Origin of the sequence: Bradyrhizobium sp., from assembly GCF_016219575.1 — a bacterium.
GTDB lineage: Bacteria > Pseudomonadota > Alphaproteobacteria > Rhizobiales > Xanthobacteraceae > Bradyrhizobium.
Genome location: NZ_JACRMG010000013.1, coordinates 124,180 through 148,302, shown reverse-complemented (window position 1 = coordinate 148,302; position 24,123 = coordinate 124,180). Strand labels below are relative to the sequence as shown.

The 24,123-nt window shown below is 65.8% G+C and carries 22 protein-coding genes and 1 riboswitch; of the genes, 8 read left to right on the top strand and 14 right to left on the bottom strand.

The genetic code is table 11. From position 1 onward, the window contains the following. Positions 1-11: 11 nt before the first annotated feature. Both HZB49_RS13425 and HZB49_RS13420 read right to left on the bottom strand, forming a co-directional pair. Positions 12-1,019, bottom strand: a complete 1,008-nt coding sequence (locus tag HZB49_RS13425) for a hypothetical protein (RefSeq protein WP_291612050.1) — start codon at positions 1,017-1,019, stop codon at positions 12-14. A gap of 126 nt (positions 1,020-1,145) precedes the next feature. Next, positions 1,146-3,422 carry a TonB-dependent receptor gene (locus HZB49_RS13420; RefSeq protein WP_291612048.1) on the bottom strand — a complete coding sequence of 759 codons (2,277 nt, stop codon included), beginning with the start codon at positions 3,420-3,422 and terminating at the stop codon, positions 1,146-1,148. 111 nt (positions 3,423-3,533) lie between these two features. Continuing rightward, positions 3,534-3,735: riboswitch (cobalamin riboswitch) on the bottom strand. 127 nt (positions 3,736-3,862) lie between these two features. Here HZB49_RS13420 and HZB49_RS13415 point away from each other — a divergent pair. Genes HZB49_RS13415 through HZB49_RS13405 form a run of 3 tightly spaced genes read left to right on the top strand, consistent with a single transcriptional unit; the run spans position 3,863 to position 6,503 of the window. Then, positions 3,863-4,906: an iron ABC transporter permease gene (locus HZB49_RS13415; RefSeq protein WP_291612046.1), complete on the top strand. Its 1,044-nt coding sequence runs from the start codon at positions 3,863-3,865 to the stop codon at positions 4,904-4,906. After that, positions 4,903-5,676 carry an ABC transporter ATP-binding protein gene (locus HZB49_RS13410; RefSeq protein WP_291612045.1) on the top strand — a complete coding sequence of 258 codons (774 nt, stop codon included), beginning with the start codon at positions 4,903-4,905 and terminating at the stop codon, positions 5,674-5,676. Before HZB49_RS13415 ends, HZB49_RS13410 begins: the two co-directional genes overlap by 4 nt. Beyond that, a complete protein-coding gene (locus tag HZB49_RS13405; protein WP_291612043.1) occupies positions 5,676-6,503 on the top strand; it encodes an ABC transporter substrate-binding protein in 828 nt (275 codons plus the stop codon). Before HZB49_RS13410 ends, HZB49_RS13405 begins: the two co-directional genes overlap by 1 nt. Positions 6,504-6,512: 9 nt before the next feature. On the opposite strand, the gene HZB49_RS13400 is transcribed toward HZB49_RS13405, so the two are convergent. Then, positions 6,513-7,553 (bottom strand): MBL fold metallo-hydrolase, encoded by a 1,041-nt coding sequence (locus tag HZB49_RS13400; RefSeq protein ID WP_291612041.1) that lies wholly within the window; start codon positions 7,551-7,553, stop codon positions 6,513-6,515. A gap of 109 nt (positions 7,554-7,662) precedes the next feature. Between HZB49_RS13400 and HZB49_RS13395 the strand changes: the two genes are divergently transcribed. Next, the gene (locus tag HZB49_RS13395; protein WP_291612039.1) at positions 7,663-8,337 is read left to right on the top strand and encodes a DUF938 domain-containing protein; all 675 of its coding nucleotides are present in this window, start codon (positions 7,663-7,665) and stop codon (positions 8,335-8,337) included. 19 nt (positions 8,338-8,356) lie between these two features. Here the strand turns inward: HZB49_RS13395 and HZB49_RS13390 are convergent, their stop codons facing one another. Next, on the bottom strand, positions 8,357-10,426 hold the full coding sequence (locus HZB49_RS13390; RefSeq protein ID WP_291612037.1) for a prolyl oligopeptidase family serine peptidase: 2,070 nt from the start codon (positions 10,424-10,426) through the stop codon (positions 8,357-8,359). A gap of 194 nt (positions 10,427-10,620) precedes the next feature. Here HZB49_RS13390 and HZB49_RS13385 point away from each other — a divergent pair, with 194 nt between their 5' ends. Then, positions 10,621-11,865, top strand: a complete 1,245-nt coding sequence (locus HZB49_RS13385; RefSeq protein ID WP_291612035.1) for an MFS transporter — start codon at positions 10,621-10,623, stop codon at positions 11,863-11,865. A gap of 256 nt (positions 11,866-12,121) precedes the next feature. Next, positions 12,122-13,366 (top strand): MFS transporter, encoded by a 1,245-nt coding sequence (locus HZB49_RS13380; protein WP_291612242.1) that lies wholly within the window; start codon positions 12,122-12,124, stop codon positions 13,364-13,366. On the opposite strand, the gene HZB49_RS13375 is transcribed toward HZB49_RS13380, so the two are convergent. Further along, complete coding sequence (locus HZB49_RS13375) at positions 13,317-13,811, bottom strand: VOC family protein (RefSeq protein ID WP_291612032.1); 495 nt, start codon at positions 13,809-13,811, stop codon at positions 13,317-13,319. The two genes, HZB49_RS13380 and HZB49_RS13375, sit on opposite strands and share 50 nt — an antisense overlap. Before the next feature lie 93 nt (positions 13,812-13,904). Continuing rightward, the gene (locus HZB49_RS13370) at positions 13,905-14,450 is read right to left on the bottom strand and encodes a carboxymuconolactone decarboxylase family protein (RefSeq protein ID WP_291612031.1); all 546 of its coding nucleotides are present in this window, start codon (positions 14,448-14,450) and stop codon (positions 13,905-13,907) included. A gap of 163 nt (positions 14,451-14,613) precedes the next feature. On the opposite strand from HZB49_RS13370, the gene HZB49_RS13365 reads away from it, so the two are divergent. Continuing rightward, positions 14,614-15,798 (top strand): acyl-CoA dehydrogenase family protein, encoded by a 1,185-nt coding sequence (locus tag HZB49_RS13365; RefSeq protein WP_291612028.1) that lies wholly within the window; start codon positions 14,614-14,616, stop codon positions 15,796-15,798. Positions 15,799-15,934: 136 nt separating this feature from the next. Beyond that, positions 15,935-17,074, top strand: a complete 1,140-nt coding sequence (locus tag HZB49_RS13360) for an acyl-CoA dehydrogenase family protein (protein ID WP_291612026.1) — start codon at positions 15,935-15,937, stop codon at positions 17,072-17,074. A 249-nt stretch (positions 17,075-17,323) separates the two neighbouring features. On the opposite strand, the gene HZB49_RS13355 is transcribed toward HZB49_RS13360, so the two are convergent. From HZB49_RS13355 to HZB49_RS13320, 8 genes are all read right to left on the bottom strand, one after another. Continuing rightward, a complete protein-coding gene (locus HZB49_RS13355) occupies positions 17,324-18,361 on the bottom strand; it encodes an amino acid ABC transporter substrate-binding protein (protein WP_291612240.1) in 1,038 nt (345 codons plus the stop codon). A 57-nt stretch (positions 18,362-18,418) separates the two neighbouring features. After that, positions 18,419-19,012 (bottom strand): L,D-transpeptidase, encoded by a 594-nt coding sequence (locus HZB49_RS13350; RefSeq protein WP_291612025.1) that lies wholly within the window; start codon positions 19,010-19,012, stop codon positions 18,419-18,421. A 150-nt stretch (positions 19,013-19,162) separates the two neighbouring features. Further along, a complete protein-coding gene (locus tag HZB49_RS13345; protein WP_291612023.1) occupies positions 19,163-19,291 on the bottom strand; it encodes a DUF2474 domain-containing protein in 129 nt (42 codons plus the stop codon). Beyond that, positions 19,291-20,301 (bottom strand): cytochrome d ubiquinol oxidase subunit II, encoded by a 1,011-nt coding sequence (gene cydB, locus HZB49_RS13340; protein ID WP_291612021.1) that lies wholly within the window; start codon positions 20,299-20,301, stop codon positions 19,291-19,293. The genes HZB49_RS13345 and cydB overlap by 1 nt, the downstream gene beginning before the upstream one ends. Next, on the bottom strand, positions 20,298-21,695 hold the full coding sequence (locus tag HZB49_RS13335) for a cytochrome ubiquinol oxidase subunit I (RefSeq protein WP_291612019.1): 1,398 nt from the start codon (positions 21,693-21,695) through the stop codon (positions 20,298-20,300). Before HZB49_RS13335 ends, cydB begins: the two co-directional genes overlap by 4 nt. Before the next feature lie 84 nt (positions 21,696-21,779). Then, positions 21,780-22,763 (bottom strand): hypothetical protein, encoded by a 984-nt coding sequence (locus HZB49_RS13330; protein ID WP_291612016.1) that lies wholly within the window; start codon positions 22,761-22,763, stop codon positions 21,780-21,782. 67 nt (positions 22,764-22,830) lie between these two features. Then, positions 22,831-23,391 carry a thioredoxin family protein gene (locus HZB49_RS13325; protein WP_291612014.1) on the bottom strand — a complete coding sequence of 187 codons (561 nt, stop codon included), beginning with the start codon at positions 23,389-23,391 and terminating at the stop codon, positions 22,831-22,833. 15 nt (positions 23,392-23,406) lie between these two features. Beyond that, on the bottom strand, positions 23,407-24,096 hold the full coding sequence (locus HZB49_RS13320) for a cytochrome c biogenesis CcdA family protein (protein WP_291612013.1): 690 nt from the start codon (positions 24,094-24,096) through the stop codon (positions 23,407-23,409). Between the last annotated feature and the right edge of the window lie 27 nt (positions 24,097-24,123).

The window sequence follows — 24,123 nt, the reverse complement described above, 5'->3', positions numbered from 1 at the left end:
CTCCGCAATCCCTAGCCGCCATGCAGGGCGGCCTCGTCATCAGGTTGGTCGAGACTACCCTGATCGAGGCTCGCCAGCCATGCCGGCAATGCAGGCGACGCATCGCCCGCCGCCTTCATCTGCCGCAGCGCGATGCGGGCACTGGCGCGGCCGTGGCGGTCATGGGGCAGCTCGGCAGGCGGACTTCCGGCACGGACGGCGTCGCGCACGCGCTGCTTGATCGCCAGCGTCGCGGGATCGCCGAAGGCGGCCATGGTCGCCTGGAAAAAATCGAGATGGCCGGCTTCGAACGGACGAGGCTGGCCCAGCCCGTTGCGCGCCGGATGTGGCGGATAGAGATGGGCGCAGGGAATCCAGCCCTCGGGAACCGGCTCGGTCGCCGGATGGGAGCGGCCGCTCTTCAGCAGTTTTGGCAGCACATGGGTGTGCGGGCCGTCAGGGCTTTTGCCCGTCGCCGGCGGGATCGGCTGAAACACCTCGACGCGGCCGAGCCTGCTGACGAAGACGCGGTGCGGGTTGGCGTCCAGGATGATCCCCATCGCGGGATTGCCGGGCTCGAAGATCGGCCGGCCCACATGCTGGCGCAGGCTGGCCGCGGCCCCGGCATCGTCGATGCGCACGCAAAAATCCGCCTGCAAGGCGCCGAGGCCGAGGTCGAACAGGATCGAATCGCGATCTTCGCCGCGCAGCGCGTGGCCGTCGGCGCCGAGTTCGGTGAACACGCCGCGCCGGTTCATGGCGCAGGCGTGTTCAGGTAGGCACAGCGCGACGCGCTGGTTCCAGTCGACCCGGGCGAGGCTCTCGGAAGCAAACGGCCGGATGCGGGGATCAAGCCGCAGCGCGATGCCACCGCGTTCCGTGATCGCGGAGAGCATATCGGTTGCCATGGTCACCTGCGCGGGCTCATCCTCGTCGCGGGAGAATTCCGCGATCGCGCCGAACGTCCCGAGGCTCCATTGCGTATCGGGATCGGCGATCCCCCGCCGCAACAGAGCGAGTGCTCCGGCGGCGAGCGTCATGGCCGCAGGTCTGCGCGAATTGAAGAAGACATGAAACCGCATTCTCCCGGCATTTGGCCGGGAAGCATACCGTCTCGCGGGAAGGGGACAAGTCGGCCCGGCGCAAGGCCGAACCGGCTTGCGCCGTCAGAACGTCACGCCGGCCTTCAGGAGATAGCTGCGGCCAGGCAGCGGATAGGCCGAGAAGCGGCCCGGCGTGAACGAACTCGCGATCGCATAGTCGTAATAGAGCGCGTCGAGCGCGTTGTTGACCGCGAACGACCAGAAGAAATGATCGACCGCGCCGGAGAGCTTCAGATCGACCGTCGCATCCGCCCCGATCTTGCGCTGGGTATTGTTCTGGTCGTTGTCCATGTTGCGCGCACCCCAGCCGCGCACTGTCGCATCCAGCACGAGGTAGTTTTGCCAGATGTTCCAGGTGACGCCGGCGCTGGCGGTGTAGGGCGACACCAGCGGCACGTCATGGCCGGCGAATTGTCCCTCGCGGAACACGGCGCGGGTGAAAGCAAAGCCACCGCGCACCAGCAGGCTGTCGCTCAACCGGTACGACGCGGCGGTCTCCATTCCGGTGCGGCGGGTCGGATCGAGGTTGACGTTGTAGAACAGCGCCGGGATGAAATGGATCTCGTTCTCCAGATCCATGTTGTAGACGCTGGTCTGCATCTGGAATCCGCCTGACTTGATGCGGAAGCCGCCCTCGATGTCGTGCGAGGTCTGGGTCTTCAGCCTGAAGTCACCGGGGATGGGATTGAAGAAGGCATCGAAGGCCGGGCCGGAAGCGACGCGCTCCTCGACGTTGGGCGTGCGGAAGGCGCGCGCGGCGCGACCGAACATCGAGAACACGTTGTTGAAGCGATGCTCGACGCCGACATGCAGCGCGTATTGTACTTCGTTGCTGTCCAGCGGGAAGGCTTGAGCGCCGCAATTGAAGAACATGGCGCAGCCGGGCGCCGTGGGGTCGTAGCGGTCCCGCGCGTTCAGGTGGGTGTTCTGAATCCTGGCGCCATAGGAGAAGTCGGTGGTCGGCAACAGGCCGATGGTCTGCTGCCAGTAGCCGGCCAGCGTCTGTTGCGACAGATCGTAGATGTGGTCCGCGGGAAGCCCTTTGAACGCCCCGCGGCTCTGGCTGAAGCTCGCATCGTAATAGTCGATGCCGGTCAGGATCTGCGACGGCATCCCGAACAACATGTTCCTGACGCTGAGGCGCGGGGTGATCGACCATGTCGTCAGGTCGGCGTCGACATAGGTCGAGGAAAAGCTGGGCAGCGGCGATGCAAATGCTCCCGAGCCGAAAAATCCGGCTTGACCCTTCTTGTTTCTCACCCCGCCGTCGACGATCAGGTCGACGCCTTCGATGATCGTCTTGGTAAAGCCTGCTGTAGCGCTCTTGCCCTGCTGGTTGCCGTAATCGAACGGCGTCGCGGCGCCCCTGCGGTTGGTGACGAGCTCGTTGAGGCCGATCGAGGGATCGACCAGGCGTCCACCGGGGAAGCCGAGCTTCTGGTCGTCGCCGGTCACCGTGAGGAAGGCCTTGAAGTCGGGCGTCGTGTAGTTGATGTTGCCGACGCCGTTCTTCTGGTCCAGGGCGTTGTTGTCGCGATAGCCGTTCGACTTGATGGCATTGCCGTAGAACGACGTCGACCACGGCCCGTGATTGGTCGAGGCCGAGACGTTGGCCAGGCGCGTGTTGAACGAGCCGGCCCCGGCCTCGCCGCGGATCGCCACGGGTGGACCGCCGACGCCGCTCTTGGTGACGATGTTGATCACGCCGCCGACCGCGTTGTCGCCATAGAGTACCGCGCCGGAGTTGCCGCGGGTGATCTCGATGCGCTCGATCGAGTTGAGCGGAATGGTCGACAGGTCGACCTGCGCCATGTCGACGTCGTTGAGCCGGCGGCCGTTGAGCAGGATCAGCGTGTTGGAGGTGGCGAAGGCGCCGAAGCCGCGCAGATCGACGGCGGTTTTCACGCCATTGACGGCGCTGCCATACAGCGAGGTGAGCTGCACGCCGGGCACCTGCGCAAGGATGTCGGGCAAATTGTTCGACGGCGAATGCGCGATGTCCTCCGCCGTGATCACGGTGGAAGAGGTGCCGACGATGCCGTTGAACTGGCGGACGCCGGTGCCGCCGCTGCCGGTACCCGCGCTGGTGCCGTCGGACGCTCCCGTTCCGGTGCCGCGCGAAGGCGCGGTGGTGCGGACCGGGCGCGGCGTGCCGCCGCTCTCGTCGGTCAGGGGACGAGCGCGGGTCTTGTTCTGATCGGTCGGCGGGCTGACCGCGACCGGCGGCAGTTCGGTGGAGGCAACATTCTGCGCGTTCGCGAGCGGCGCGTTGAGGGTGAGAAAAATGGTGGCAAGAAAGACCGCGCGATGCCGCTTTGCGGCTGTGATGGCGGAAGACATGGTTCGGACCTCGGTATGACGTCAGTGGCACGTCACAGCGAACCAGGGCCCACCATCGCTCTAACAAGCTTTGGCGAAGCTAATGTCTGTACTCCCCGACCGACATCTTCGCGTGTGACCACGGCTGACGGCAGGTCTCCTGGCTCGCGGGTCGTTACCCTTCATCGCCTTCCCAGGACCGAGATTTCCCAGTGGCATATGACGAAGGATTCACCGCTTACAGTTGCGGGGGCAGCCACGGCGTTGGGGATTCCTCCCCGCACCGCATTCCCTTTTGATCCCCAAACGGGGAACCGTCACATTCATCTAGGATTGCGCCGGAAGGGGAGTCAATTGGCGCCGGGACCCGGTACGCTTTTTGTTCGCGGCGACTTGTGCCCGGGACCAATCATTGCGAATAGCTTTTTCCCGGATGCGTCATTCTTGCCACAGGTCGATGGATGAGCGTTGAGAGTCTTGCGATCGCAACCGAGACCGCCGCGCGCCGCCGCATCGGCGTGACGCTGGCGATGTCCGCACTCGTCGTGCTGCTGGCGCTGATCTCGCTCGGGACAGGCGCGGTGCGGCTGTCGCCGATCACGGTGGCGCAGGCGCTGTTCGGCGGCGGCAGCGACGTGGCGCAGGTGATCGTGCGCGAAATCCGCCTGCCGCGAATGATTCTCGGCCTTTGCATCGGCGCGATCCTCGGCCTGTCCGGCGCTGCGCTGCAGGGCCTGCTGCGCAATCCGCTCGCCTCGCCCTCGCTGTTCGGCGCGCCGCAATCGGCGGCCTTCGGCGCGGTAGCGGTGATCGCGCTGGGGCTCGCCGACGTGCGCTCCTGGGCGCTGCCGATCGCGGCGATCACTGCGGCCTTCGCCTCGGTGTTCGCGCTGCTCACCATTGCCGGCCGCAATGCGGGCCTGCTGATCCTCATCCTCGCCGGCCTTGCGATCTCGGCTCTTGCTGGCGCGGCCACCGCGCTGGTGATGAACCTCTCGCCAAATCCGTTCGTCGTGCTGGAGATCGCCTTCTGGCTGCTCGGCTCGCTCGAGGACCGCAGCTTCCAGCACGTCGCGCTGGCGTTGCCTTTCATCGTGCTCGGCGGTGTCATCCTGTTCAGCCAACGCAGCGCCTTTCGGGCGCTGAGCCTGGGGGAAGAGACCGCGCAAAGCCTCGGCGTCGACGTCGCGCGGCTGCGGCTGGTGGTGATTTTGGGCGTCGCGCTCGGAGTCGGCGGCGCCGTCGCGGTGACCGGCACCATCGGCTTCATCGGCCTCGTTGCCCCGCATCTGATGCGCCCGTTGATCGGCCACGATCCGGCGCGGCTGTTGCTGCCGAGCGCGCTGGCGGGAGCCGCGCTGCTGCTCGCCGCCGACATTGCCGTACGCATCATTCCCTCGACCTCCGACATCAAGGTCGGCGTCTTGACCTCGATTATCGGCGTGCCGTTCTTCCTCTATCTGATCCGGCGCGAGCGCCGTGCACTCGGCGGAGGCGTGGCATGACGCTGCTCACGACGCAGAATCTCGGCGTGACGCTTGCGGGCCGTGCCGTGCTGAGCGACGTGTCGCTGTCGTTGTCGCCGGCCCATCTCGTGGCGCTGGTCGGCCCCAACGGCGCGGGCAAGACCACGCTGCTGCGTGCGCTGGCCGGGCTCGTGCCCTCCACTGGCGCGGTTCACATCCGCGGCGACGCCTTGTCGTCGCTGCCGCTGCGCGAGCGGGCCAGGCGTTTTGCCTATCTGCCGCAGGGCCATGTCGTGCACTGGCCGCTGCCGGCGCGGGACATCGTCGCGCTCGGCCGCTTTCCGCACGGGGTGACCGATCCCGCGCAGATGACGCCGAAAGACATCGACGCCGTATCACGCGCGATGCAGGCGGCGGACGTCGTCGAATTCGCCGACCGCCGCGTCACCGAACTCTCCGGCGGCGAACGCAGCCGGGTCGCGCTGGCGCGCGTGCTCGCCGTGGAGGCGCCGGTCATCCTCGCCGACGAGCCGATCGCCTCGCTCGACCCGCGCCACCAGATCGACGTGATGAAGAGCCTGCGCACCGCGGCCGATAGCGGCGTGCTGGTCATTGTCGTGACGCACGACCTTGGGCTCGCCGCGCGCTTTGCCGATCACGTCCTGGTGCTGTCGGCGGGGCGCCTGGTGTCGCAGGGCGTTCCAGCTGACGCGCTGTCCGAGCAGGTGTTGCGCGAGGTGTTCCGCATCAGTGCCTTCCGCGCCGAATATCAAGACGAGGCCGTGATCGTGCCATGGGCGGATGTCTGATGCGCCGTGGGCTGACGCATGCGATGGTTGTTGCGGTGCTGGCGCTGCCCGTCAGCGCCTCCGCCGCGCCGCGCATCGTCTCGATGAACATCTGTACCGATCAGATGCTGCTCGCCATCGCCGATCCCGCGCAGATCGTGGGGCTCTCCCGCTTCTCCCGCGACTCGCGGCTATGGGCCGGCGCGGAGGCGCGCAAATATCCGATTCTCTCCGGCGGCGCCGAAGACATCCTGATGCTGAAGCCCGATGTCGTCGCCGCCAGCGATTTCGACAAGCGCTCGACCCGGGAAATCCTCAAGGCGCACGGCCAGAACCTCGTCGAATTCCCGGTCCCGCGTACGCTCGCCGATGTGCGCGAGCAGATCCGCCAGATGGGCGATCTCGCCGGGCACCCCGAACGCGCCAGCGCCGAAATCGACCGGCTGGATGCGGCGATTGCCGGCGCCAGGCAGGCCGCCGCCGGAAAGCACTTCCGCATGCTGCCATTGTCGCGCCGCGGCTGGGTGCCGGGCCGCGATTCCTTTGTCGGCGCGATTCTCGCCGAGGCGGGCCTCGTCAGCGCTGCCGGCGAACTCGGCATCGGCTTCGGCGGTTTTGTCTCGATGGAGGAGATCATCAGGCTGCGGCCGGATTTCCTCGTGGTCTCCGACGCCGGCGATCGCGCCGAGGACGACGGCCGCGCCTTCCTGCTGCATCCGGCGCTGGAGCGCTTCTATCCGCGGTCGAAGCGCATCGTCATTCCCGAGCGGATGACGGAATGCGGCGGCGTGTGGCTTGCGGACGCGCTGGATGCGCTCGCCGCCGAATTGAAGCGGGTGGCGAAGTAGCAGGACCGCTCAAGCGTGCTGAACCGGGCCGCCGGCCTTCTTCCAGGCGTCCATGCCGCCCTCGATATGGGCGGTATTGGAAAGCCCGGCTTGCTTGGCGGCTTTCACCGCCATCGCCGAGCGCTCGCCGAACGCGCAGAAGAACACGATGCGGCGGCCGGTGGCGGCCGCCACCTCGCGCAGCATGCCGCCGGGCTTGAGGCTTTCCTCGATGCCGCCATAGGGCGCGTGCAGCGCACCGGCCAGCGTGCCGTGCTTGTTGCGCTCGCCGGTCTCGCGCAGATCCACCAGCAGGATTTCCGGCCGGCCGAGGCTCGCAATCGCATCGCGCGCCGTCATCGACAGGCCCTCCCTGGCGAGCTCGTCCTGGTGCAGCCCGACCTGCATGTTGGCGGGCACCGCCACATCCATCAACTTCGGATTCGGCAGCTTCAGGTTGGCCATCAGCTCGATATATTCCTCGACCGACTTCACCTGCAGGCGCGGGTTGTAGCGCTTCTCCTCGCCGATGGTGGAGACGGTGTCGCCCTTGTAGTCGTGCGCCGGGTACACCAGCGTCTCGTCGGGCAGTTTCAGCAGGCGGTTGAAGATCGAATCGTACTGCGCCCGCGAAGAGCCGTTCTGGAAATCGGTGCGGCCGGTGCCGCGGATCAGGAGCGTGTCGCCGGTGAAGACGCGGTCGCCCATCAGGAAGCTGTAGGAATCGTCGGTGTGGCCGGGTGTGTACATGACGTCGAGGGTGAGGCCCTCGATGGTCACCTTGTCGCCGTCGGACACGCGCATCGACACCACGTCGGCCTTGCTCTGCTCGCCCATGATGGTGATGCAGTGGGTGCGGTCGCGCAGCTCGCCGAGGCAGGTGACGTGATCGGCGTGCAGATGGGTGTCCACCGCCTTGACCAGCTTGAGGTCGAGCTCGCGCAGCAGCTGGCAGTAGCGGTCGGCCTTTTCCAGCACGGGATCGAGAATCAGCGCCTCGCCGCCGTGACGGCTGGCGAGCAGATAGCTGTAGGTGCCGGAGACGCTGTCGAACAGTTGGCGGAAGATCATGGCGTTCACCACAGGACTTTGATTTCCGACCCTATCACATCGCGGGCGAACGCAACTCCGGCCCTTCTCCTGCGCCACGCGACGGGTTAAAGCGAGGCAGGAGAACCATTTGACGCAATATGTCACCGAATTCGGCCGGGATGGCCGGCCGGCCGAGCCGGATGGCCGGCTCGACGCGCCGGCGTTCCACCGCAACCACCAGGCGATCTGGACGGTGCTGGAAAAGTTCCTTGCCGGCCAGTCCGGCGACGTGCTCGAGGCCGGCAGCGGCACCGGTCAGCATGTGGTGTATTTCGCCAGGCAAAATCCCGACATCACCTGGTGGCCGAGCGATCTCAGTGAGGCGCACCTGAAAAGCATCGCGGCCTGGCGCGCGGCGGCCGGCTTGCCCAACGTCCGCCCGCCGCAGCGGATCGATCTCTCCGATCCCGCCTGGTCGGTCGCAGCCGTCGATGGCGGCGCTCCCGGAAAGCTGCTCGCGATGTTTTGTGCCAATGTCATCCACATCGCGCCGTGGCGCGTGGCAGAGGGACTGGTCGCGGGTGCCGCGCGCCATCTGCGCGAGGACGGGCGGCTGTTCCTCTATGGCCCCTTCAAGCGCGACGGACGGCATACCGCGATCAGCAATGCCGTGTTCGACACCAGCCTGCGCTCGCAGGATCCGGAATGGGGCGTGCGCGACGTCGGCGACGTCACGAAGCTCGCCGAAGGCGTTGGCTTCAGACTGGCCGAAACGTTCGAGATGCCCGCCAACAATCTGATCCTGATGTTCGAGCGCCGGTAGAGCGTGATCCGGAAAAGGTTCATGCGTCGGCGATTTGCCAGCCGATCTTCTCCCGCAGGAAATTCAGGCCAAGGGCGATGAAGGTCGCCCGCTCCTTGTTGTCCTTGCCATAGCCGTGGCCGCCTGCGGCCGGCTCATAGAAGTACGCCTCGTAGCCCATTGCCTGCAGCTTGGCCGCCATCTTGCGCGCATGACCGGGGTGGACGCGATCGTCGCGCCGCGTGGTCGCAAGCAGGATCGGCGGGTATTTCTGCCCGGGCTCCGCGGCGTGATAGGCGGAGTAGGTCTGCAGCCATGCCCACTCCTCGGGCTTGTCGGGATCGCCGTATTCCGCGATCCAGCTCGCGCCCGCGAGCAGCTTTGTGTAACGGCGCATGTCGATCAGGGGAATCGTGCAGAGCAGCGCGCCGAAGTGCAGGGGATAGCGCGTCAGCATGTTGGAGATCAGGATGCCGCCGTTCGATCCGCCCTCGGCGGCGATCCTCTCCGGCCGGGTGACGCCGCGGCGGACGAGATCGGCTGCGACCGCGGCGAAGTCGTCATGCGCCAGGCGCTTGCCCGCATAGCGGCCGGCGTCGTGCCAGGGCGTGCCGAACTCGCCGCCGCCGCGCAGATTGGCCTGCACCGTGGTGCCGCCGCGCTCCAGCCAGAGCTTGCCGAGAGCGGAGTTGTAAAGCGGCCTGACCGTGATGCCGAACCCGCCATAGGCGCTCATATGGACCGGCGCATCGCCGGTCTTGCCGGCGGGACCGGTCTGCACATAGGGAATGCGCTCGCCGTCAATCGACACCGCCTCATGCTGGGTGACGACGAGGCCGTCGGCGGTGAATGTTTTCGGCGCTTGCTTCAGCAGCATCGGACTCCCGACTTCCTCGATCAGCATCAGCGAGGGCGGCGTCAGGGGATCCTGGACATTGGCGAGCAGGTCGCCATTGCTCTCGGATTCGTGCCGGTCGAAATTCCAGACGTCGATGACGCCGATGGCCGGAAGGCCCTGCAGTCTCTCCCGCGTCCATCCGCCGGCCGACGGCGTGCAGATTTCGAACAGCGGTTTCAGCTCGTCGAGAACCGGCAGCACGAGCTTGCCGTGATTCCAGAACAGGCCCTGCAGCGATCGGCGCGGGCCAGGCTCGAACACGAGGGTGAAATCGCGATTTCCCGCCAGGAAAGCCGACAGCGAAATCCCGAGCACGCTGTCGGGCGCATAAGCCGTGCCCCCGACCGTCCATGCGCTGCGCAGCTTGACCGCAAGCCAGTCGCCATGGGCGTTCATCCAGATGTCGGTCGGCAGGTCGAGCTCTTGCTTTGCGCCGGTCGTATCGCCGAGCCAGAGGTTCATGTTGAAGAAATCCAGGCGGTCGACGAACCAGATGCGCGGCGCGCCGGCCGTGAGGTCGACGTCGCACCAGACACCCATGTGATCGGCTGCGGCCTCGAAGATGACGTCTGTTTCCGCCACGGGCTGGCCGCGCCGCCACAGCCGCACGGTTCGCGCATAGCCTGACGTCGTCGACATGCCCTCGCCGAGCGCGCTGGACAGCACCTGCGTATCGGAGTCGAACCAGGCGGCGCTGCTCTTGGCTTCCGGCAGGACAAAGCCGTCCGCGACGAAGGTCCTGCTTGCCATGTCGAATTCGCGCAGCGTGACCGCGTCGCTGCCGCCGCGCGAGAGGCTGACGATCGCCCTTGGATCATTGCCGGGCCGGGTGCTGGTCCAGTTGAGCAGCCAGTCGGCGTCCTCGTCGCGGGCGAGCCGGTCGATGTCCAGCAACACTTCCCAGTCGGGATTTTGCCTGCGGAAGGACTCAAGCGTGGTCCGCCGCCAGATGCCGCGCGGATTGCCGGCGTCCTTCCAGAGATTGTACAGCAGCCCGCCGCGCCGGGTGACGAAGGGGATGTTGTCGGGACGATCGTAGATCGCGGCCAGCGCGTCGCGGTCGGCGGCAAACTGCGCATTGCCGAATTGCTCCAGCGTGCGGCGATTCTGTTGCTCGACGAATTCGAGTGCGCGGACGCCCTCGATGTCCTCCAGCCAGAGCCAGGGATCGTCGTCGGGCGCCGTCAGCGTCGGCCGGTCGTCGATCGGCATGGTCAAATTTCCGCGCATTCATTCGTGCCGGTCACTGCGCCCGGCCGGCATTGTTTATGCGCTTGCGTGTGTGGTGTCCAATGTGCGCACCCTGCATGGCGCGCGCCCGTTCGCGGCGGTTGATTGCCGCGCGCGCGCTCGCCATAGTCCCGCCCGCAAGAGGCCCCGCCGGGGTCTTTTCAGGCGGGATGCCGATGATCGACGTGACAGCCACCGACGAGACGGCCGACGACGCGCGGGCGCGCGGCAATGTCGTGCGGCTGGCCGCGGCGCAGGCGCTGACCGGCGCCAATTCCGCCGTCATCTTCGCCACCGGCTCGATCGTCGGCGCGACGCTGGCGCCAAGCGTGTCGCTCGCGACCGTGCCTCTGTCGATGTACGTGCTGGGCATGGCGAGCGGCACGTTGCCGACCGGCTGGATCTCGCGCGCCTATGGCCGTCGCGTCGCCTTTTTCATCGGCACCGGATGCGGAATTCTCACCGGCGCGCTCGGCGCGATCGCGATCCTGCGCGGTGAATTCTGGCTGTTTTGCCTGGCGACCTTTCTCGGCGGTCTGTACGGCGCGGTCGCGCAATCCTATCGCTTTGCCGCCGCCGACGGCGCCAGCGCCGCGTTCCGGCCGAAAGCCGTGTCGTGGGTGATGGCGGGCGGCGTGTTCGCCGGCGTGCTCGGGCCGCAGCTCGTGCAATGGACCATGGACGTCTGGCCGCCCTATCTGTTCGCCTTCAGCTTCGTGGTGCAGGCAGCCGTTGCGCTGGTGGCGATGGTGGTGCTGGCCGGCGTCGATGCGCCGAAGCCCGCGGCAGCCGACCTGCATGGCGGCCGTCCGCTGCTTGCGATTGCGCGGCAGCCGCGCTTCATCGCCGCCGCTTTGTGCGGCGTCGTCGCCTATCCCATGATGAACCTGGTGATGACCTCGGCGCCGCTCGCGATGCAGATGTGCGGGCTGACGGTCAGCGATTCCAATTACGGCATTCAGTGGCACATCGTGGCGATGTACGGGCCGAGTTTCTTCACGGGCTCGCTGATCTCCCGCTTCGGCGCGCCGCGCATCGTCGCGCTCGGCCTGGTGCTGGAAGCGGCTGCTGCGGGCATCGGCCTGTCCGGCATCACCGCGCCGCATTTCTGGGCGACGCTGATCGTGCTCGGGGTGGGCTGGAATTTCGCGTTCGTCGGCGCCTCGGCGCTGGTGCTGGAGACGCATCGGCCGGCCGAGCGCAACAAGGTGCAGGCCTTCAACGATTTCCTGGTGTTCGGGATGATGGCGATCGGCTCGTTCGCCTCCGGCCAGCTGCTCGCCCGTTACGGCTGGGACGCCGTCAACCTGGTGGTATTCCCGCCGGTGCTGCTGGGGCTCGCCGTGCTTTGCTTCGCCTCCTTTGCAAAGCGGCGGGCGAAGTTGCGCGAGGTCGACGAGTTCCCGGAACCGAGCATCTGACGGGCTGTCTGATGCCAACTGCTGACAGTTCGGCGGCGGTCGAATTGATGGCCTCGCGAGCCTGCTAGTTTATCGTCATGCCCGGGCTCGTCCCGGGCATCCACGTCTTTCTTGCCGCAAAGCCGACGACGTGGATGGCCGGGCATAGGCGAGCGAAGCGACGCCGTCCTTCGGACGGCTATGCCCGGCCATGACGGTGGAGCAAGTGGCGGTAAAGCGGGTGGACATCCGGTTGCGGGCAGAGAACAAGAACAATATGGACGCTTCCAGCTACAGGCCTGTTCCGGAGAACTCGATCCGCTACGACGGCTGGCGCATCGTGGTGGTCTGCTTCCTGCTCGCGACCTTCGGCTGGGGCCTCGGCTTCTACGGCCAGAGCGTTTATGTCGCCGAACTGCACCGGCTGCGCGGCTGGCCGACGTCCCTGATCTCGTCAGGCACGACGTTCTTCTATTTGTTCGGCGCACTGCTGGTCGCCTTCGTGGCCGAAGCCATCAAGGCGTTCGGTCCGCGCAATTGCCTGATCGCCGGCACCTTTGCCATGGCGGCGGCCGGCGTCGCCATCGGGCAGGTGCGCGAGCCCTGGCAGCTCTACCTCGCCAATGCGGTGCTTGCCTGCGGCTGGGCCGGCACCAGCCTCGGCATCATCACCAACACGCTGGGTCTGTGGTTCGACAAGAAGCGCGGCATGGCGATCAGCCTCGCGCTGAACGGCGCCAGTTTCGGCGGCATCGTCGGCGTACCGCTGCTGATCGCCGGTATCGGCTATTTCGGCTTCCCCGGCGCGATGACGGTGGCGGCGATCGCGATGGTGGCGCTGATGGTGCCGGTGATCCTGATCTTCGTCGGCAGGCCGCCGGTGCTGGCGCACATGGCAGTCGCTGCCGCAATAGATGCGCCGTCGCCGACGCAGATACGCGCCAAAGCGTTCCGCGACATGGCCTTCCTTTCGGTCTCCATTGCATTTGCGCTGGTGCTGTTCGCGCAGGTCGGCTTCATCGTCCACCTCATCACCTTCCTTGACGGCGTGATCGGACGCGAGCGGGCGGCGTTTGCGGTGGCGCTGTTGACGGCGATGGCGGTGGTCGGCCGCGTGCTGTTTTCCTTCGTGATCGATCGCATGAACCAGCGGCTGGCCTCGTCGCTCTCCTTCGTCAGCCAGGCGGTGGCGTTGGCCATCGTCATCAATGTGCGCAACGATGTCGCGCTGATCGCGGCCTGCGCGCTGTTCGGCTTCTCCGTCGGCAATCTGATCACGCTGCCGGCGCTGATCGTGCAGCGCGAATTCGATCGGCGCTCGTTCGGCGTGCTGGTCAGCCTGATCACGGCGGTCAACCAGGTCACCTACGCGTTCGGCCCCGGCGTGGTCGGCCTGCTCCGCGATCTCTCCGGCAGCTACGCGTTGCCGTTCTACGCCTGCATCGGCGTGGAGCTGACCGCGGCGGTGCTGATCATGATCCGCGGGCGCGCAGCAGATCGTCGAGGTCCAGCCGGTTCGTGAACATCGCGAGCTTGCCATCGGCGGTGCGCGGCCATCGCTCCCCGGGCTTGTCCCAATAGAGCTCGACGCCGTTCTCGTCGGGATCGCGCAAGTAAAGCGCTTCGCTGACGCCGTGGTCGCTGGCGCCATCGAGCTGGATGCCGGCCGATATCACCCGATGCAAGGCATCGGCGAGCGCGGGCCGGGTCGGATAGAGAATTGCGGTGTGGAACAGCCCCGTCGTGCCGGGCGGCGGCGGACGGCCGCCCTTGCTCTCCCAGGTGTTGAGCCCGATGTGGTGGTGATAGCCGCCGGCTGAGATGAAAGCGGCGCCGGAGCCCATGCGCTGCTGCAGCTCGAAGCCGAGCACGCCGCAATAGAAGCCTAGCGCGCGGTCGAGATCGGCGACTTTCAGATGCACATGCCCGATCCGCGCGCCGGCGGCGACTGGTGGATTTTGTGACATGGCGGTTCTCCGGTTGGCTTGAACCTATCTAGGCAGAAGCCGGAGGTGAGGTAATGCCCTGCCACGAAACGCATGGTTTCCAAAAAACGCACCTCACGCCAGCTCGGACACTTCCCCTTCCGGCAGGCCGAACTCGAAGGTGTTCAGCGTCATCGACACCAGCGTGTAATAGCCGCAGAGGCCGATCACCTCGACCACGCCGCGCTCGGTCAGCACCTTGACCGCCTCGTCATACAGCCCCTGCGCCACGCCATGGCCTTCATGCAGCGACTTCGCGAGGTCGTAGATCATCCTGCCCTCGGGATCATCGAAGACGGGCGTGCGGCGGTCGCGGATGTCCTCGATGATCCTGGGGTCCATGCCGCCCTTCAGCGCGAGGCGCTTGTGGGCGTACCATTCGTAATGGGCGGTCCAGTGCCGGGCGGTAACGAGGATTGCGATCTCCGAGAGTTTCGCCGGGAAGATCGTGTTGAAGCGCATCACCTCGCCCAGCCGCGTGGCATGCCTGGCCATTTCCGGGCTGTTGAGCCAGGCCATCATCGGGGCCGGCGGGGCGCCGCGCTTGCCCGCGATCGACTCGTCGTAGGTTTCTTTTTGCGCCTCGCTCATTTCGCCTGGCGAAAGCAACTTCAGCCGCATGACCGTTTCCTCTTGTTTTTCAATCGTTATCGCCTTTTGCGAATACACCCGTTCGCAAGGCATGGCCACCGTGCGCAATGCATGCCGAGCCCGCCGGGATATTGAATTCCGCGATGCCGCTACTATGGTCGATTGCAACCGTTCAATTCAGATGGAAACGCCGATGTCCGATCTCGAACAATTCCGCAATGAGACCCGCGCCTGGCTGGAGGCGAATTGCCCGCCGGAGATGCGCAAGCCCGCAACGTCCGACGCCGACGTGTTCTGGGGCGGCCGCAACACCAAGTTCGCCTCGGAAGCACAGCGCGTCTGGTTCGAGCGCATGCGGGACAAGGGCTGGACCGTGCCGGACTGGCCGAGGGAATATGGCGGCGGCGGCCTCGACGGCGCCGAGCACAAGGTGCTGCGCGAGGAGATGGCCAGGATCGGCGCGCGGTCGCCGCTGTCGAGCTTCGGCATCTGGATGCTGGGGCCGGCGCTGCTCAAGTTCGGCAACGAGGCGCAGAAGAAGGAGCATCTGCCGAAGATCGCGGCCGGACTGATCCGCTGGTGCCAGGGCTATTCCGAGCCGAATGCCGGCTCCGACCTCGCCTCGCTGCAGACCCGCGCCGAGGGCGACGGCGACGATTTCATCATCAACGGCCAGAAGATCTGGACGTCCTACGCGAATTACGCCGACTGGATCTTCTGCCTGGTGCGCACCGATCCCGCGGCAAAGAAGCATGACGGAATCAGCTTCATCCTGTTCGATATGGCCTCGAAGGGCGTGTCGACCAAGCCGATCCTGTTGATCTCGGGCTATTCGCCGTTCTGCGAAACCTTCTTCGACAACGTGCGGGTGCCGAAGTCGCATGTGGTCGGCACCGTCAATCGCGGCTGGGACGTCGCGAAATATCTGCTGCAGCACGAGCGCGCGATGATCTCCGACACCGGCCAGCGTGGCATCGGCCGTCCGCTCGGTCAGGTCGCCGCCGATTCGGTCGGCAGCGACGGGGCCGGCCGGCTCGACGATGCGGTGCTGCGCAGCAAGATCGCCAGTTTCGAAGTCGACGAAGCCGCGTTCGCGGCGGTCGCCGAGCGCGCGGTCGACCTGGTGAAGGCCGGGCAATCGCATCCGGCGTTTTCCTCGGCGATGAAATATTACGGCACCGAGCTCAACAAGCGCCGCCACGAAATCCTGATGTCGGCCGGCGGCATCGACGCGCTGGAGTGGGAAAGCGAGCGTTCCCGCGGCGGCGCCCGCCCGCGCGCCTGGCTGCGCACCAAGGCCAACTCGATCGAGGGCGGCACCTCGGAGGTGATGCTCGGCATCGTCGCCAAGCGCATCCTCGATCTGCCGGGGGCGTAGGACCTCTCACCGTCGTTCCGGGGCGGCGCGAAGCGGCGAACCCGGAACCTCGAGATTCCGGGTTCGCTCGCTGATGCGAGCGCCCCGGAATGACGAATTCAATCAAGCGAAGCACGTAACCGGAAGCACCTCATCCATGGCCCTCGTCCTCACCGAAGAACAATCCATGCTGCGCGACAGCGCGCGCGGCCTCATCAGCGACAAGGCGCCGGTGTCACATCTGCGACAGCTGCGCGACAGCAAGGATGCCACCGGCTTTTCGCGCGATCTCTGGAAATCCTTTGCCGAGATGGGTTTTTCCGGCCTGCTGGTGCCGGAAGAGTTCGGCGGCAGCGGGCTTGGCTGCGTCGAGGCCGGCGTCGTCATGGAGGAGATCGGCCGCACCTTGATGCCGTCGCCGTTTCTTTCGACCGGCGTGCTGGCGGCATCGGCGCTGACCCGCGGCGGCAGCGCAGCGCAGAAGGCGGAATACCTGCCGAAGGTTTCCGCCGGCTCGCTGCTGGCGGCGCTCGCGGTCGACGAAGGTGCCAAGCATCGCCCGCTGCAGACGGCGATGCAGGCAACCCGCGCCGGCAACGGCTTCAGGCTCAAGGGCGCCAAGGCCCTCGTCGTCGACGGCCACACCGCCGATCTCCTGATCGTTGCGGCCCGCACCGGCGGCTCGGCCGGCGAGGCCAGGGGCATCACGCTGTTCCTGGTCAATCCCAGGGCAAAAGGCGTTGCGACCGAGCGCACCATCATGGTGGATGCGCACAATGCCGCGCGCATCGAGTTCGACAATGTCGAGATCGACGCCGATCATGTGCTCGGCGAGGTCGATTCCGGCGGGGGGCTGCTGGAAAACCTGCTCAATATCGGCCGCGGCGCGGTCGCCTCCGAGATGGTCGGCCTGAGCGAGGAGGTGTTCGGCCGCACGGTCACCTATCTCAAGGAGCGCAAGCAGTTCGGCAAGCTGATCGGCGAATTCCAGGCGCTGCAGCACCGTGCCGCCGAGCTCTATGTCGACATCGAGATTTCCCGCGCCGCCGTGATGAAAGCGTTGCAGGCGCTCGATGCCGACATCGAGAAGGCGGGGTCGGCCGTGGCAGTGGCCAAGGCCAAGGCCGGCACCACGGCGACGCGCGCGGTGCAGGAAGGCGTGCAGATGCATGGCGGCATGGGCATGACCGACCAGTTCGACATCGGCTTCTTCATGAAGCGCGCGCGGGTCTGTGAGGAGCTGTTCGGCGACGCCAATTTCCACGCCGACCAGCTGGCGCGGGCGCGGAGTTATTGATCCTTCCCCTCATGGTGAGGAGGCGCGTCAGCGCCGTCTCGAACCATGAGGCCATTGACGGGCCTACATCCTTCGAGACGCGGCGCACGCGCCGCTCCTCAGGATGAGGGGAAATGACGGAGTTCGTGATTTGCAATAATCGTCATGGCCGGGCTTGTCCCGGCCATCCACGTCTTCATTCGTGGCTCAGAACGTGGATGCCCGGGACAAGCCCGGGCATGACGGAGCAGGGAGGACTTGCGCTGACGCCTATCTGATCGGCGGCGCGTACTGGATGCCGCCGGCGCTCCAGAGCTGGTTCAACCCGCGCGGAATCTGCAGCTTGGATTCGCTGCCGACATTGCGGTCGTAGATTTCGCCGTAATTGCCGACATGGCGGATGATGCGCACGGCCCAGTCCCTGGGCAGGCCGAGCTGCTCGCCATAATTGCCCTCGGTGCCGACCAGCCGCATCACGTCCGGCTTCTTCGACTTCAGCGCCTCGTCGACGTTCTTGGAGGTGATGCCGAGCTCCTCGGCGTTGATCATCGCGTAGAGCGTCCACTTCACGATCATCATCCAGTCGTCGTCGCGCTGCCGCACCACGGGCGCAAGGGGCTCCTTGGAGATGACGTCGGGCAGGATGACGTGGTCGCCGGGCTTGGCCATGTTGAGCCGCAGTGCATAGAGCTGGGACACGTCGGCGGTGAGGGTGTCGCACTTGCCTTCGCTGTAGGACTTCACGACGTCGTCCAGCTTGGGCAGCTTGATCTCTTCATACTTGATGTTGTTGGCGCGGAAGTAGTCGGCGAGATTGAGCGCCGTCGTCGTGTTCGACTGCACGCAGACCTTGCTGCCGTTGAGATCGAGCGCGGAGTCGATCTTGCGCGAGCCCGGCAGCATGAAGCCCTGGCCGTCGTAATAGGCGACCGCGGGGAAATACAGGTCGTATGTGGTCTCGCGCGCCATGCTCCAGGTGGAGTTGCGCGAAAGGATGTCGACCTTGCGCTTCTGCAGCTCGGTGAAGCGCTCGCTGGCGTCGAGCGGCACGAACTTGATCTTCTTCGGATCGTTGAAGATGGCGGCCGCCACCGCGCGGCAGAAATCGACGTCGAAGCCGGTCCAGTTGCCCTTGTCGTCGGGGATCGAGAAGCCGGGCAGGCCGGCATTGACGCCGCACAGCACCTCGCCGCGGCGCACGGTCCGTTTCAGGGTTCGCGTATCGTAGAATTCGTAGACGATAGCGGCAATGGCGACGAGGACTGCGACCGCGAGCCCGATCAGCAGGCCGCCCCGGAATGTGCGCATCATTTTTCTCTCACAAGAACTTTTGGGAAATGATCAGGCGAAGGGGAGCCCGCGCCGTTACAGCTCGGGCTTCTGCCGGATGACGACCTTGGTGCCGACGGGCACGCGCTCATAGAGGTCGGACACGTCGGCATTGACGAGGCGGAAGCAGCCGGAGGAAACGGCGGTGCCGATCGTATCCGGGCGGTTGGTGCCGTGGATGCGGTAGACGGTGGTGCCGAGATACATCGCCCGCGCGCCGAGCGGGTTGCCGGGGCCGCCGGCCATGAAGCGCGGCAGATAGGGCTGGCGCTGGATCATCTCCGGCGGCGGGGTCCAGTCCGGCCATTCCGCCTTGCGGGTGATGTTCACCAGGCCCTGCCACTGAAAGCCCTCGCGGCCGACGCCGATGCCGTAACGGATGGCGCGGCCGTTGCCCTGCACGAGATAGAGGTGACGCTCGGCGGTCACGACGATGATCGTGCCGGGCGCTTCGGTGGTGCGGTAGTAAACCACCTGCTTCTTGAACTGCGGCTCGAGTTCATAGCCGTCGTCGGCGACCAGGCCGGGTTCGTCGGCATCGGGGCGCTTCTGGGCATGGCTTTGCGTGCTGGAAAACACGAGACCGAAGGCTGCAATCAACATCCAGGTCAGGTGGCGGAAAGTCGTCATCAAAAGCTCTCCTCGGTGGGCGCGCCGGCAAATCATTCCGCGCTTTGGAACCATCAAATCTCAGGGCCGACTTGATGGCAAGTTTAGGGCGAATATGCGGTCAGGCCATTGGAATGCCATGAATTTTCAGGGATTCGCGTCGCAACGCCGTCATTTCGGGGCGATCCAGAGTTTCAATGCAAACGAGACCAGCGCAACCGTGCCGACGCCGCCGAGCCAGAGGGCTGCGAACCACAGCAAACGCTGCGCCAGCGGGCGTTGCGATGGCTTGACCTGCATCAATGATATCCGCTTCCGGCCTGAACCTTGCCGCGGAATACGTAATAGGTCCATGCGGTATAGGCGAGGATCAGCGGGATCAGCACGGCGACGCCGAACAGCATGAAGATCTGGCTGTTCTCGGGCGAGGCCGCCTGCCAGATCGTGATGCTCTGCGGCACGATATAGGGATACATGCTGATGCCGAGCCCGGCATAGGACAGCGCGAACAGCGAAAGCGTGAGGAAGAACGGCTGATAGTCGTATTTCCGCGCCAGCGCGCGCAGCAGCAGCACGGTGAAGGCGGCAACCGCAATCGGCACCGGCGCGGTGAGGAGGACGTTGGGCCAGGCGAACCAGCGCTGGGTGTAGTGCACATGCAGGAAGGGCGTCGCGATGCTGACGGCGCCGATCGCGCCCAGCATGGCGAACAGCAGCGCCCAGGACAGGCCGTAGGCGCGGTCGCGCAGTTCGCCCTCCGTTTTCATCACCAGCCAGGTGGCGCCGAGCAGCGCGTAGCCGATGACGAGCGAAACGCCGGTCAAGAGGCTGAACGGCGTCAGCCAGTCCCACCAGCCGCCGGCGTAGTGCCGTCCCTCGACATGGATGCCCTGCAGGATGGCGCCGAGCGCAATGCCCTGCGCCAGCGTCGCCAGCAGCGATCCGCCGGCAAAGGCCGTGTCCCATTTGTTGCGTTCGCCGGTGATGCGCCAGCGGAATTCGAAGGCGACGCCGCGGAACACGAGACCGAGCAGCATCGCGATCATGGGCGTGTACAGCGCCGGCATCAGCACGGCATAGGCCAGCGGAAACGCCGCCATCATGCCGCCGCCGCCGAGCACCAGCCAGGTCTCGTTGCCATCCCACACCGGCGCCACGCTGTTCATGATGACGTCGCGATCCGCCTTCTTCGGAAACAACGGAAAGAGGATGCCGAGCCCGAGATCGAAACCATCCATCACCACATAGACGAACACCGCGAACGCGATGATGAAGGCCCAGACGGTGGCGAGATCGACGGCGATACTCATCGGATCGCTCCCGGAACGGTGCCGGCCCCCAGCGCGATGCCGGCAGCGGCCTCCTTGGTCGGGCCATGTTCGCCATGCCGCGGCGGCTGAGCCATCAGGCGCAGGATATAGACCACGCCGGCGGTGAAGACGGCGAAATAGACGATGATGAAGGCGATCAGCGAGGACGCCACCGCCGGCGCCGCGAGCGGCGAAGCCGAATCCGCCGTGCGCAGCAGCCCGTACACCGTGAACGGCTGCCGCCCGACTTCCGTCGTGACCCAGCCGGCGAGCACGGCGATGAAGCCGGCCGGCGCCATCGCCACCGAGCAGACGTGCAGCAGGCGGGAGTCGTAGAGCCGGCCGCGCATGCGCATCCACAGGCTGACGAGCCCGAGCCCCGCCATCAGTACGCCCATGCCGACCATGATGCGGAACGACCAGAAGGCGATGAACACCGGCGGCCAGTTTTCGCGCGGCACGGTATCCAGTCCGGCCATCGGGGCATCCGGCGAATGCTTCAGGATCAGCGAACCGAGCTTGGGAATTCCAACCGCGTATTTCAGTTTTCCCTCGGCCTGGTCGGGCCAGCCGAACAGATACAGCGGCGCGCCGTCCTTGTGGCTCTCGAAATGGCCTTCCATCGCCATGATCTTCACCGGCTGGTGCTCCAGCGTGTTGAGCCCGTGCTGGTCGCCGGCGACGATCTGGATCGGTGCGACGATCGTCGCCATCCACATCGCCATGGAAAACATCACGCGTGCGCCGGCCTGGTGCGGATCGCGCAGCAGGTGAAACGCACCGACCGCGCCGATCGCGAAAGCAGTGGTCAGATAGGCGGCCAGCACCATGTGCACGAGGCGGTAGGGGAAGGACGGGTTGAAGATCAGCTCCAGCCAGTCGGCGGCGATGAACTGCCCGGCCGCATTCACGGTGTGGCCCGTCGGCGTCTGCATCCAGGAATTGGCGGAGAGGATCCAGAACGCCGAGATCAGCGTGCCGATTGCAACCATCAAGGTTGCCATGAAATGCAGCCGGTGCCCGACACGCTCGAGGCCGAACAGCATGACGCCGAGGAAACCCGCCTCGAGGAAGAAGGCGGTCAGCACCTCATAGGCCATCAACGGGCCGATCACCGGGCCGGTCTTGTCGGCAAAGACCGACCAGTTGGTGCCGAACTGGTAGGACATCACGATGCCCGACACCACGCCCATGCCGAAGGCGACCGCGAAGATTTTCAGCCAGTAATTGAAGAGATTGATGAACACCTCGCGCCCGGTCCACAGCCAGAGCGCCTCCAGCACCGCGAGGTAGCTGGCAAGGCCGATCGAGAAGGCGGGAAAGATGATGTGGAACGACATCGTGAAGGCGAATTGCGCCCGCGCGAGTACTACGGCGTCCCAGCCTTCGAACATCGCCGACCACCCATCATTGCTTCCGGCATCAACCTATCACGCCGGATGCGACAGCAACACCGCGCCTTTTGCAGCAGAGGCCCGCTATCGGGCGGCTGTTCCGGCGTCCGGCGGAAGATTCAGGCGCCGAATGATTTCGGCGCGCACGGCACGCGCGCCGTGTTCGTCGTACTTTTTCGGGCTGCGGAAAATCTTGCCCGTGTGCAACCGGATGCTGATTGTGCAGGTCCGGTGCTCGCGATCGGGCTTGTCGACCTCGATCGCTGCGACGTCATTTGCCCTGATCGTGTCGGCGGAGGGCTGGCCGTTCAACGCGATCCGTTCGATGCGGATCTCGCCATGTCGAATGATCCAGAACGCGCCGGAGAGCCGGTGGGAGTAGCGGTAGAGTGCGAAGGCAGCGAGCAAACCAAGCGGCAGGAGCAATCCAAGCGCCAGCTCCGACTCGCCAATCCGGAATGCGAAGAGGAACAACAGAATCCACAGGCCGGCCAGAACCGGCACGGCCATTCGAAGCGCACGACCGAAATCGGCGCTGGCTGGCGAGCCGAGGGTGATCTCGGCGTTCATGGCGTCGAGCGGGTTGTCGACGGGCGCGGCATCGGGGAGGCCGAGCAATCGCGCGACCCTCGCGTTGATTTCGTTGACGCGCGTGATGTCCGGCAGCGATGGCGAGACCAGGATCTCCCCCGACGCCAGCCGGCATGCGAGGCTGAAACTCGCAGGATAGCTGAACCTGTTCTTGCGGACGCGGATATCGGCGATGTCGCGATTGTCGATCAGCCGCTTGCGGACCTGCCCGAGCGGACGCTGCTCGCCGATCAGGATGCCGTCCGGCGTGATGATCCAGGCCACATTGCGCTCGAGCACGGCAACGCCGACCAGGAACAGCCCGAGCGGTGCGGCCCACAACGCAGCCGCCAGCGGCGGGCCGCCCGAGGCCCAGGTCAGCAGGCCCGGGACGAGAAGCAGCAACACCACGGTGCCGGAGCCCGCCCGGACCAGCCTCTCCCTGAGCGAGGAGCCCTTGCGCAGCCGAACTTCATCCGCCTTTGCCGCAGCGTCCATGGTCAGCGGCAAACATCACGACCGGCCCCGTCGCGTCAAGTCACAGACGCGCCATGGCGGAGCGCCGTCAGCTATTGGCGCCGAGCAACCCTGCAATGGTGCGTTCGATCTGCTCGTACTGGCCTTCGCCGGCGTGCTGGAAGACGATCTTGCCGTTCTGGTCGACGATGTATTGCGCGGGCCAATACTGGTTGCGGTAGGCATTCCAGGTCTTGGAATCGTTGTCCTGCGCCACCGGATAGGTGATGCCGTGCCGCGTCAGGGCGGACTTCACATTGCCGGCCGAGCGTTCGAACGGAAATTCGGGGGTATGGATGCCGACCACGACAAGGCCGCGATCCCTGTATTTTTCGTAGAGCGCGGTGACATGCGGCAGCGTGTTGACGCAGTTGACGCAGCCATAGGTCCAGAAATCAACCAGCACGACCTTGCCGCGCAGACTGGCGATATCGAGCGGCGGGGAATTGAACCAGTTGGTGATGCCGACAAAGTTCGGCGCGGTGGTCTGTGCGGCGGCGACCTCGAACGGAGCATCGACATCGCGCAATGGTTCGGCGCTGACGATCGCGCTGGAGGCGAGGGCGGACAGGATGAGCGCGGCGGCGCCGGCAAGGTGGCGAAGGGGCATGGAGGTCTCCGGGGTTTACAGGCCGATCTGGCCGTTGGGATAGAAATGGGTCAGCCACGCCACGATCAGCGTGTCGTACTGGAACCAGGAAAGCGCGGCGAAGCCGATCACGACGACGCCAAAGCCCTGCTGCAGCCGCGGCGCGATGCGGGCAAGGCTGCGCACGCGGGTGGTGACGGCCTGTCCGCCATAGGCAATGGCGAGCATCGGGATCGCCGCGCCGATGGCATAGGTCACGAGCAGCGTGCTTGCCCATGCGGTGTCCGTCGACGTCGCGATCACCGTGAGGATCGATCCCAGCACCGGGCCGGCGCAGGGCGTCCAGACCAGGCCGAGCGTAGTGCCGAGCACGAAACCGCCGAGCACGCTCTGGTTTGCTGCAACGCTGCCGCCGGTGAAGCCGCCGAGACGGCTCATCAGCCGCTCGAACGGCGCGGGCCAGAGCATCAGCAGGCCAAAGCCGGCGAGCAGGACCGCAGCCGCGCTGCGCAGCACGTTGGGATCGAAATCGAACGCGCGGGTAATCGCGCTCAGCGCCAGCGCGACCACCGAGAATGACAGCGCGAAGCCGGCCGCGATCATCACCGGCCGCGCCCTGCTGGTCTGGCCGACCGATGCCCCCAGCAGAATAGGCAGCATCGGCAGCGTGCAGGGCGCGGCGATGGTGATGACGCCCGCGAGCAAAGCGAGAATGAGGTTGAGCATTCGCGAAAGTCCTGACCGTTCGCGATC

Bases quoted from the DNA above. Each gene is read 5' to 3' on its own strand.
- HZB49_RS13425 (WP_291612050.1), bottom strand. From the start codon at position 1,019: ATGACGCTCGCCGCCGGAGCACTCGCTCTGTTGCGGCGGGGGATCGCC.
- HZB49_RS13420 (WP_291612048.1), bottom strand. From the start codon at position 3,422: ATGTCTTCCGCCATCACAGCCGCAAAGCGGCATCGCGCGGTCTTTCTT.
- HZB49_RS13415 (WP_291612046.1), top strand. From the start codon at position 3,863: ATGAGCGTTGAGAGTCTTGCGATCGCAACCGAGACCGCCGCGCGCCGC.
- HZB49_RS13410 (WP_291612045.1), top strand. From the start codon at position 4,903: ATGACGCTGCTCACGACGCAGAATCTCGGCGTGACGCTTGCGGGCCGT.
- HZB49_RS13405 (WP_291612043.1), top strand. From the start codon at position 5,676: ATGCGCCGTGGGCTGACGCATGCGATGGTTGTTGCGGTGCTGGCGCTG.
- HZB49_RS13400 (WP_291612041.1), bottom strand. From the start codon at position 7,553: ATGATCTTCCGCCAACTGTTCGACAGCGTCTCCGGCACCTACAGCTAT.
- HZB49_RS13390 (WP_291612037.1), bottom strand. From the start codon at position 10,426: ATGCCGATCGACGACCGGCCGACGCTGACGGCGCCCGACGACGATCCC.
- HZB49_RS13385 (WP_291612035.1), top strand. From the start codon at position 10,621: ATGATCGACGTGACAGCCACCGACGAGACGGCCGACGACGCGCGGGCG.
- HZB49_RS13380 (WP_291612242.1), top strand. From the start codon at position 12,122: ATGGACGCTTCCAGCTACAGGCCTGTTCCGGAGAACTCGATCCGCTAC.
- HZB49_RS13375 (WP_291612032.1), bottom strand. From the start codon at position 13,811: ATGTCACAAAATCCACCAGTCGCCGCCGGCGCGCGGATCGGGCATGTG.
- HZB49_RS13370 (WP_291612031.1), bottom strand. From the start codon at position 14,450: ATGCGGCTGAAGTTGCTTTCGCCAGGCGAAATGAGCGAGGCGCAAAAA.
- HZB49_RS13365 (WP_291612028.1), top strand. From the start codon at position 14,614: ATGTCCGATCTCGAACAATTCCGCAATGAGACCCGCGCCTGGCTGGAG.
- HZB49_RS13360 (WP_291612026.1), top strand. From the start codon at position 15,935: ATGGCCCTCGTCCTCACCGAAGAACAATCCATGCTGCGCGACAGCGCG.
- HZB49_RS13355 (WP_291612240.1), bottom strand. From the start codon at position 18,361: ATGCGCACATTCCGGGGCGGCCTGCTGATCGGGCTCGCGGTCGCAGTC.
- HZB49_RS13350 (WP_291612025.1), bottom strand. From the start codon at position 19,012: ATGACGACTTTCCGCCACCTGACCTGGATGTTGATTGCAGCCTTCGGT.
- HZB49_RS13345 (WP_291612023.1), bottom strand. From the start codon at position 19,291: ATGCAGGTCAAGCCATCGCAACGCCCGCTGGCGCAGCGTTTGCTGTGG.
- cydB (WP_291612021.1), bottom strand. From the start codon at position 20,301: ATGAGTATCGCCGTCGATCTCGCCACCGTCTGGGCCTTCATCATCGCG.
- HZB49_RS13335 (WP_291612019.1), bottom strand. From the start codon at position 21,695: ATGTTCGAAGGCTGGGACGCCGTAGTACTCGCGCGGGCGCAATTCGCC.
- HZB49_RS13330 (WP_291612016.1), bottom strand. From the start codon at position 22,763: ATGGACGCTGCGGCAAAGGCGGATGAAGTTCGGCTGCGCAAGGGCTCC.
- HZB49_RS13325 (WP_291612014.1), bottom strand. From the start codon at position 23,391: ATGCCCCTTCGCCACCTTGCCGGCGCCGCCGCGCTCATCCTGTCCGCC.
- HZB49_RS13320 (WP_291612013.1), bottom strand. From the start codon at position 24,096: ATGCTCAACCTCATTCTCGCTTTGCTCGCGGGCGTCATCACCATCGCC.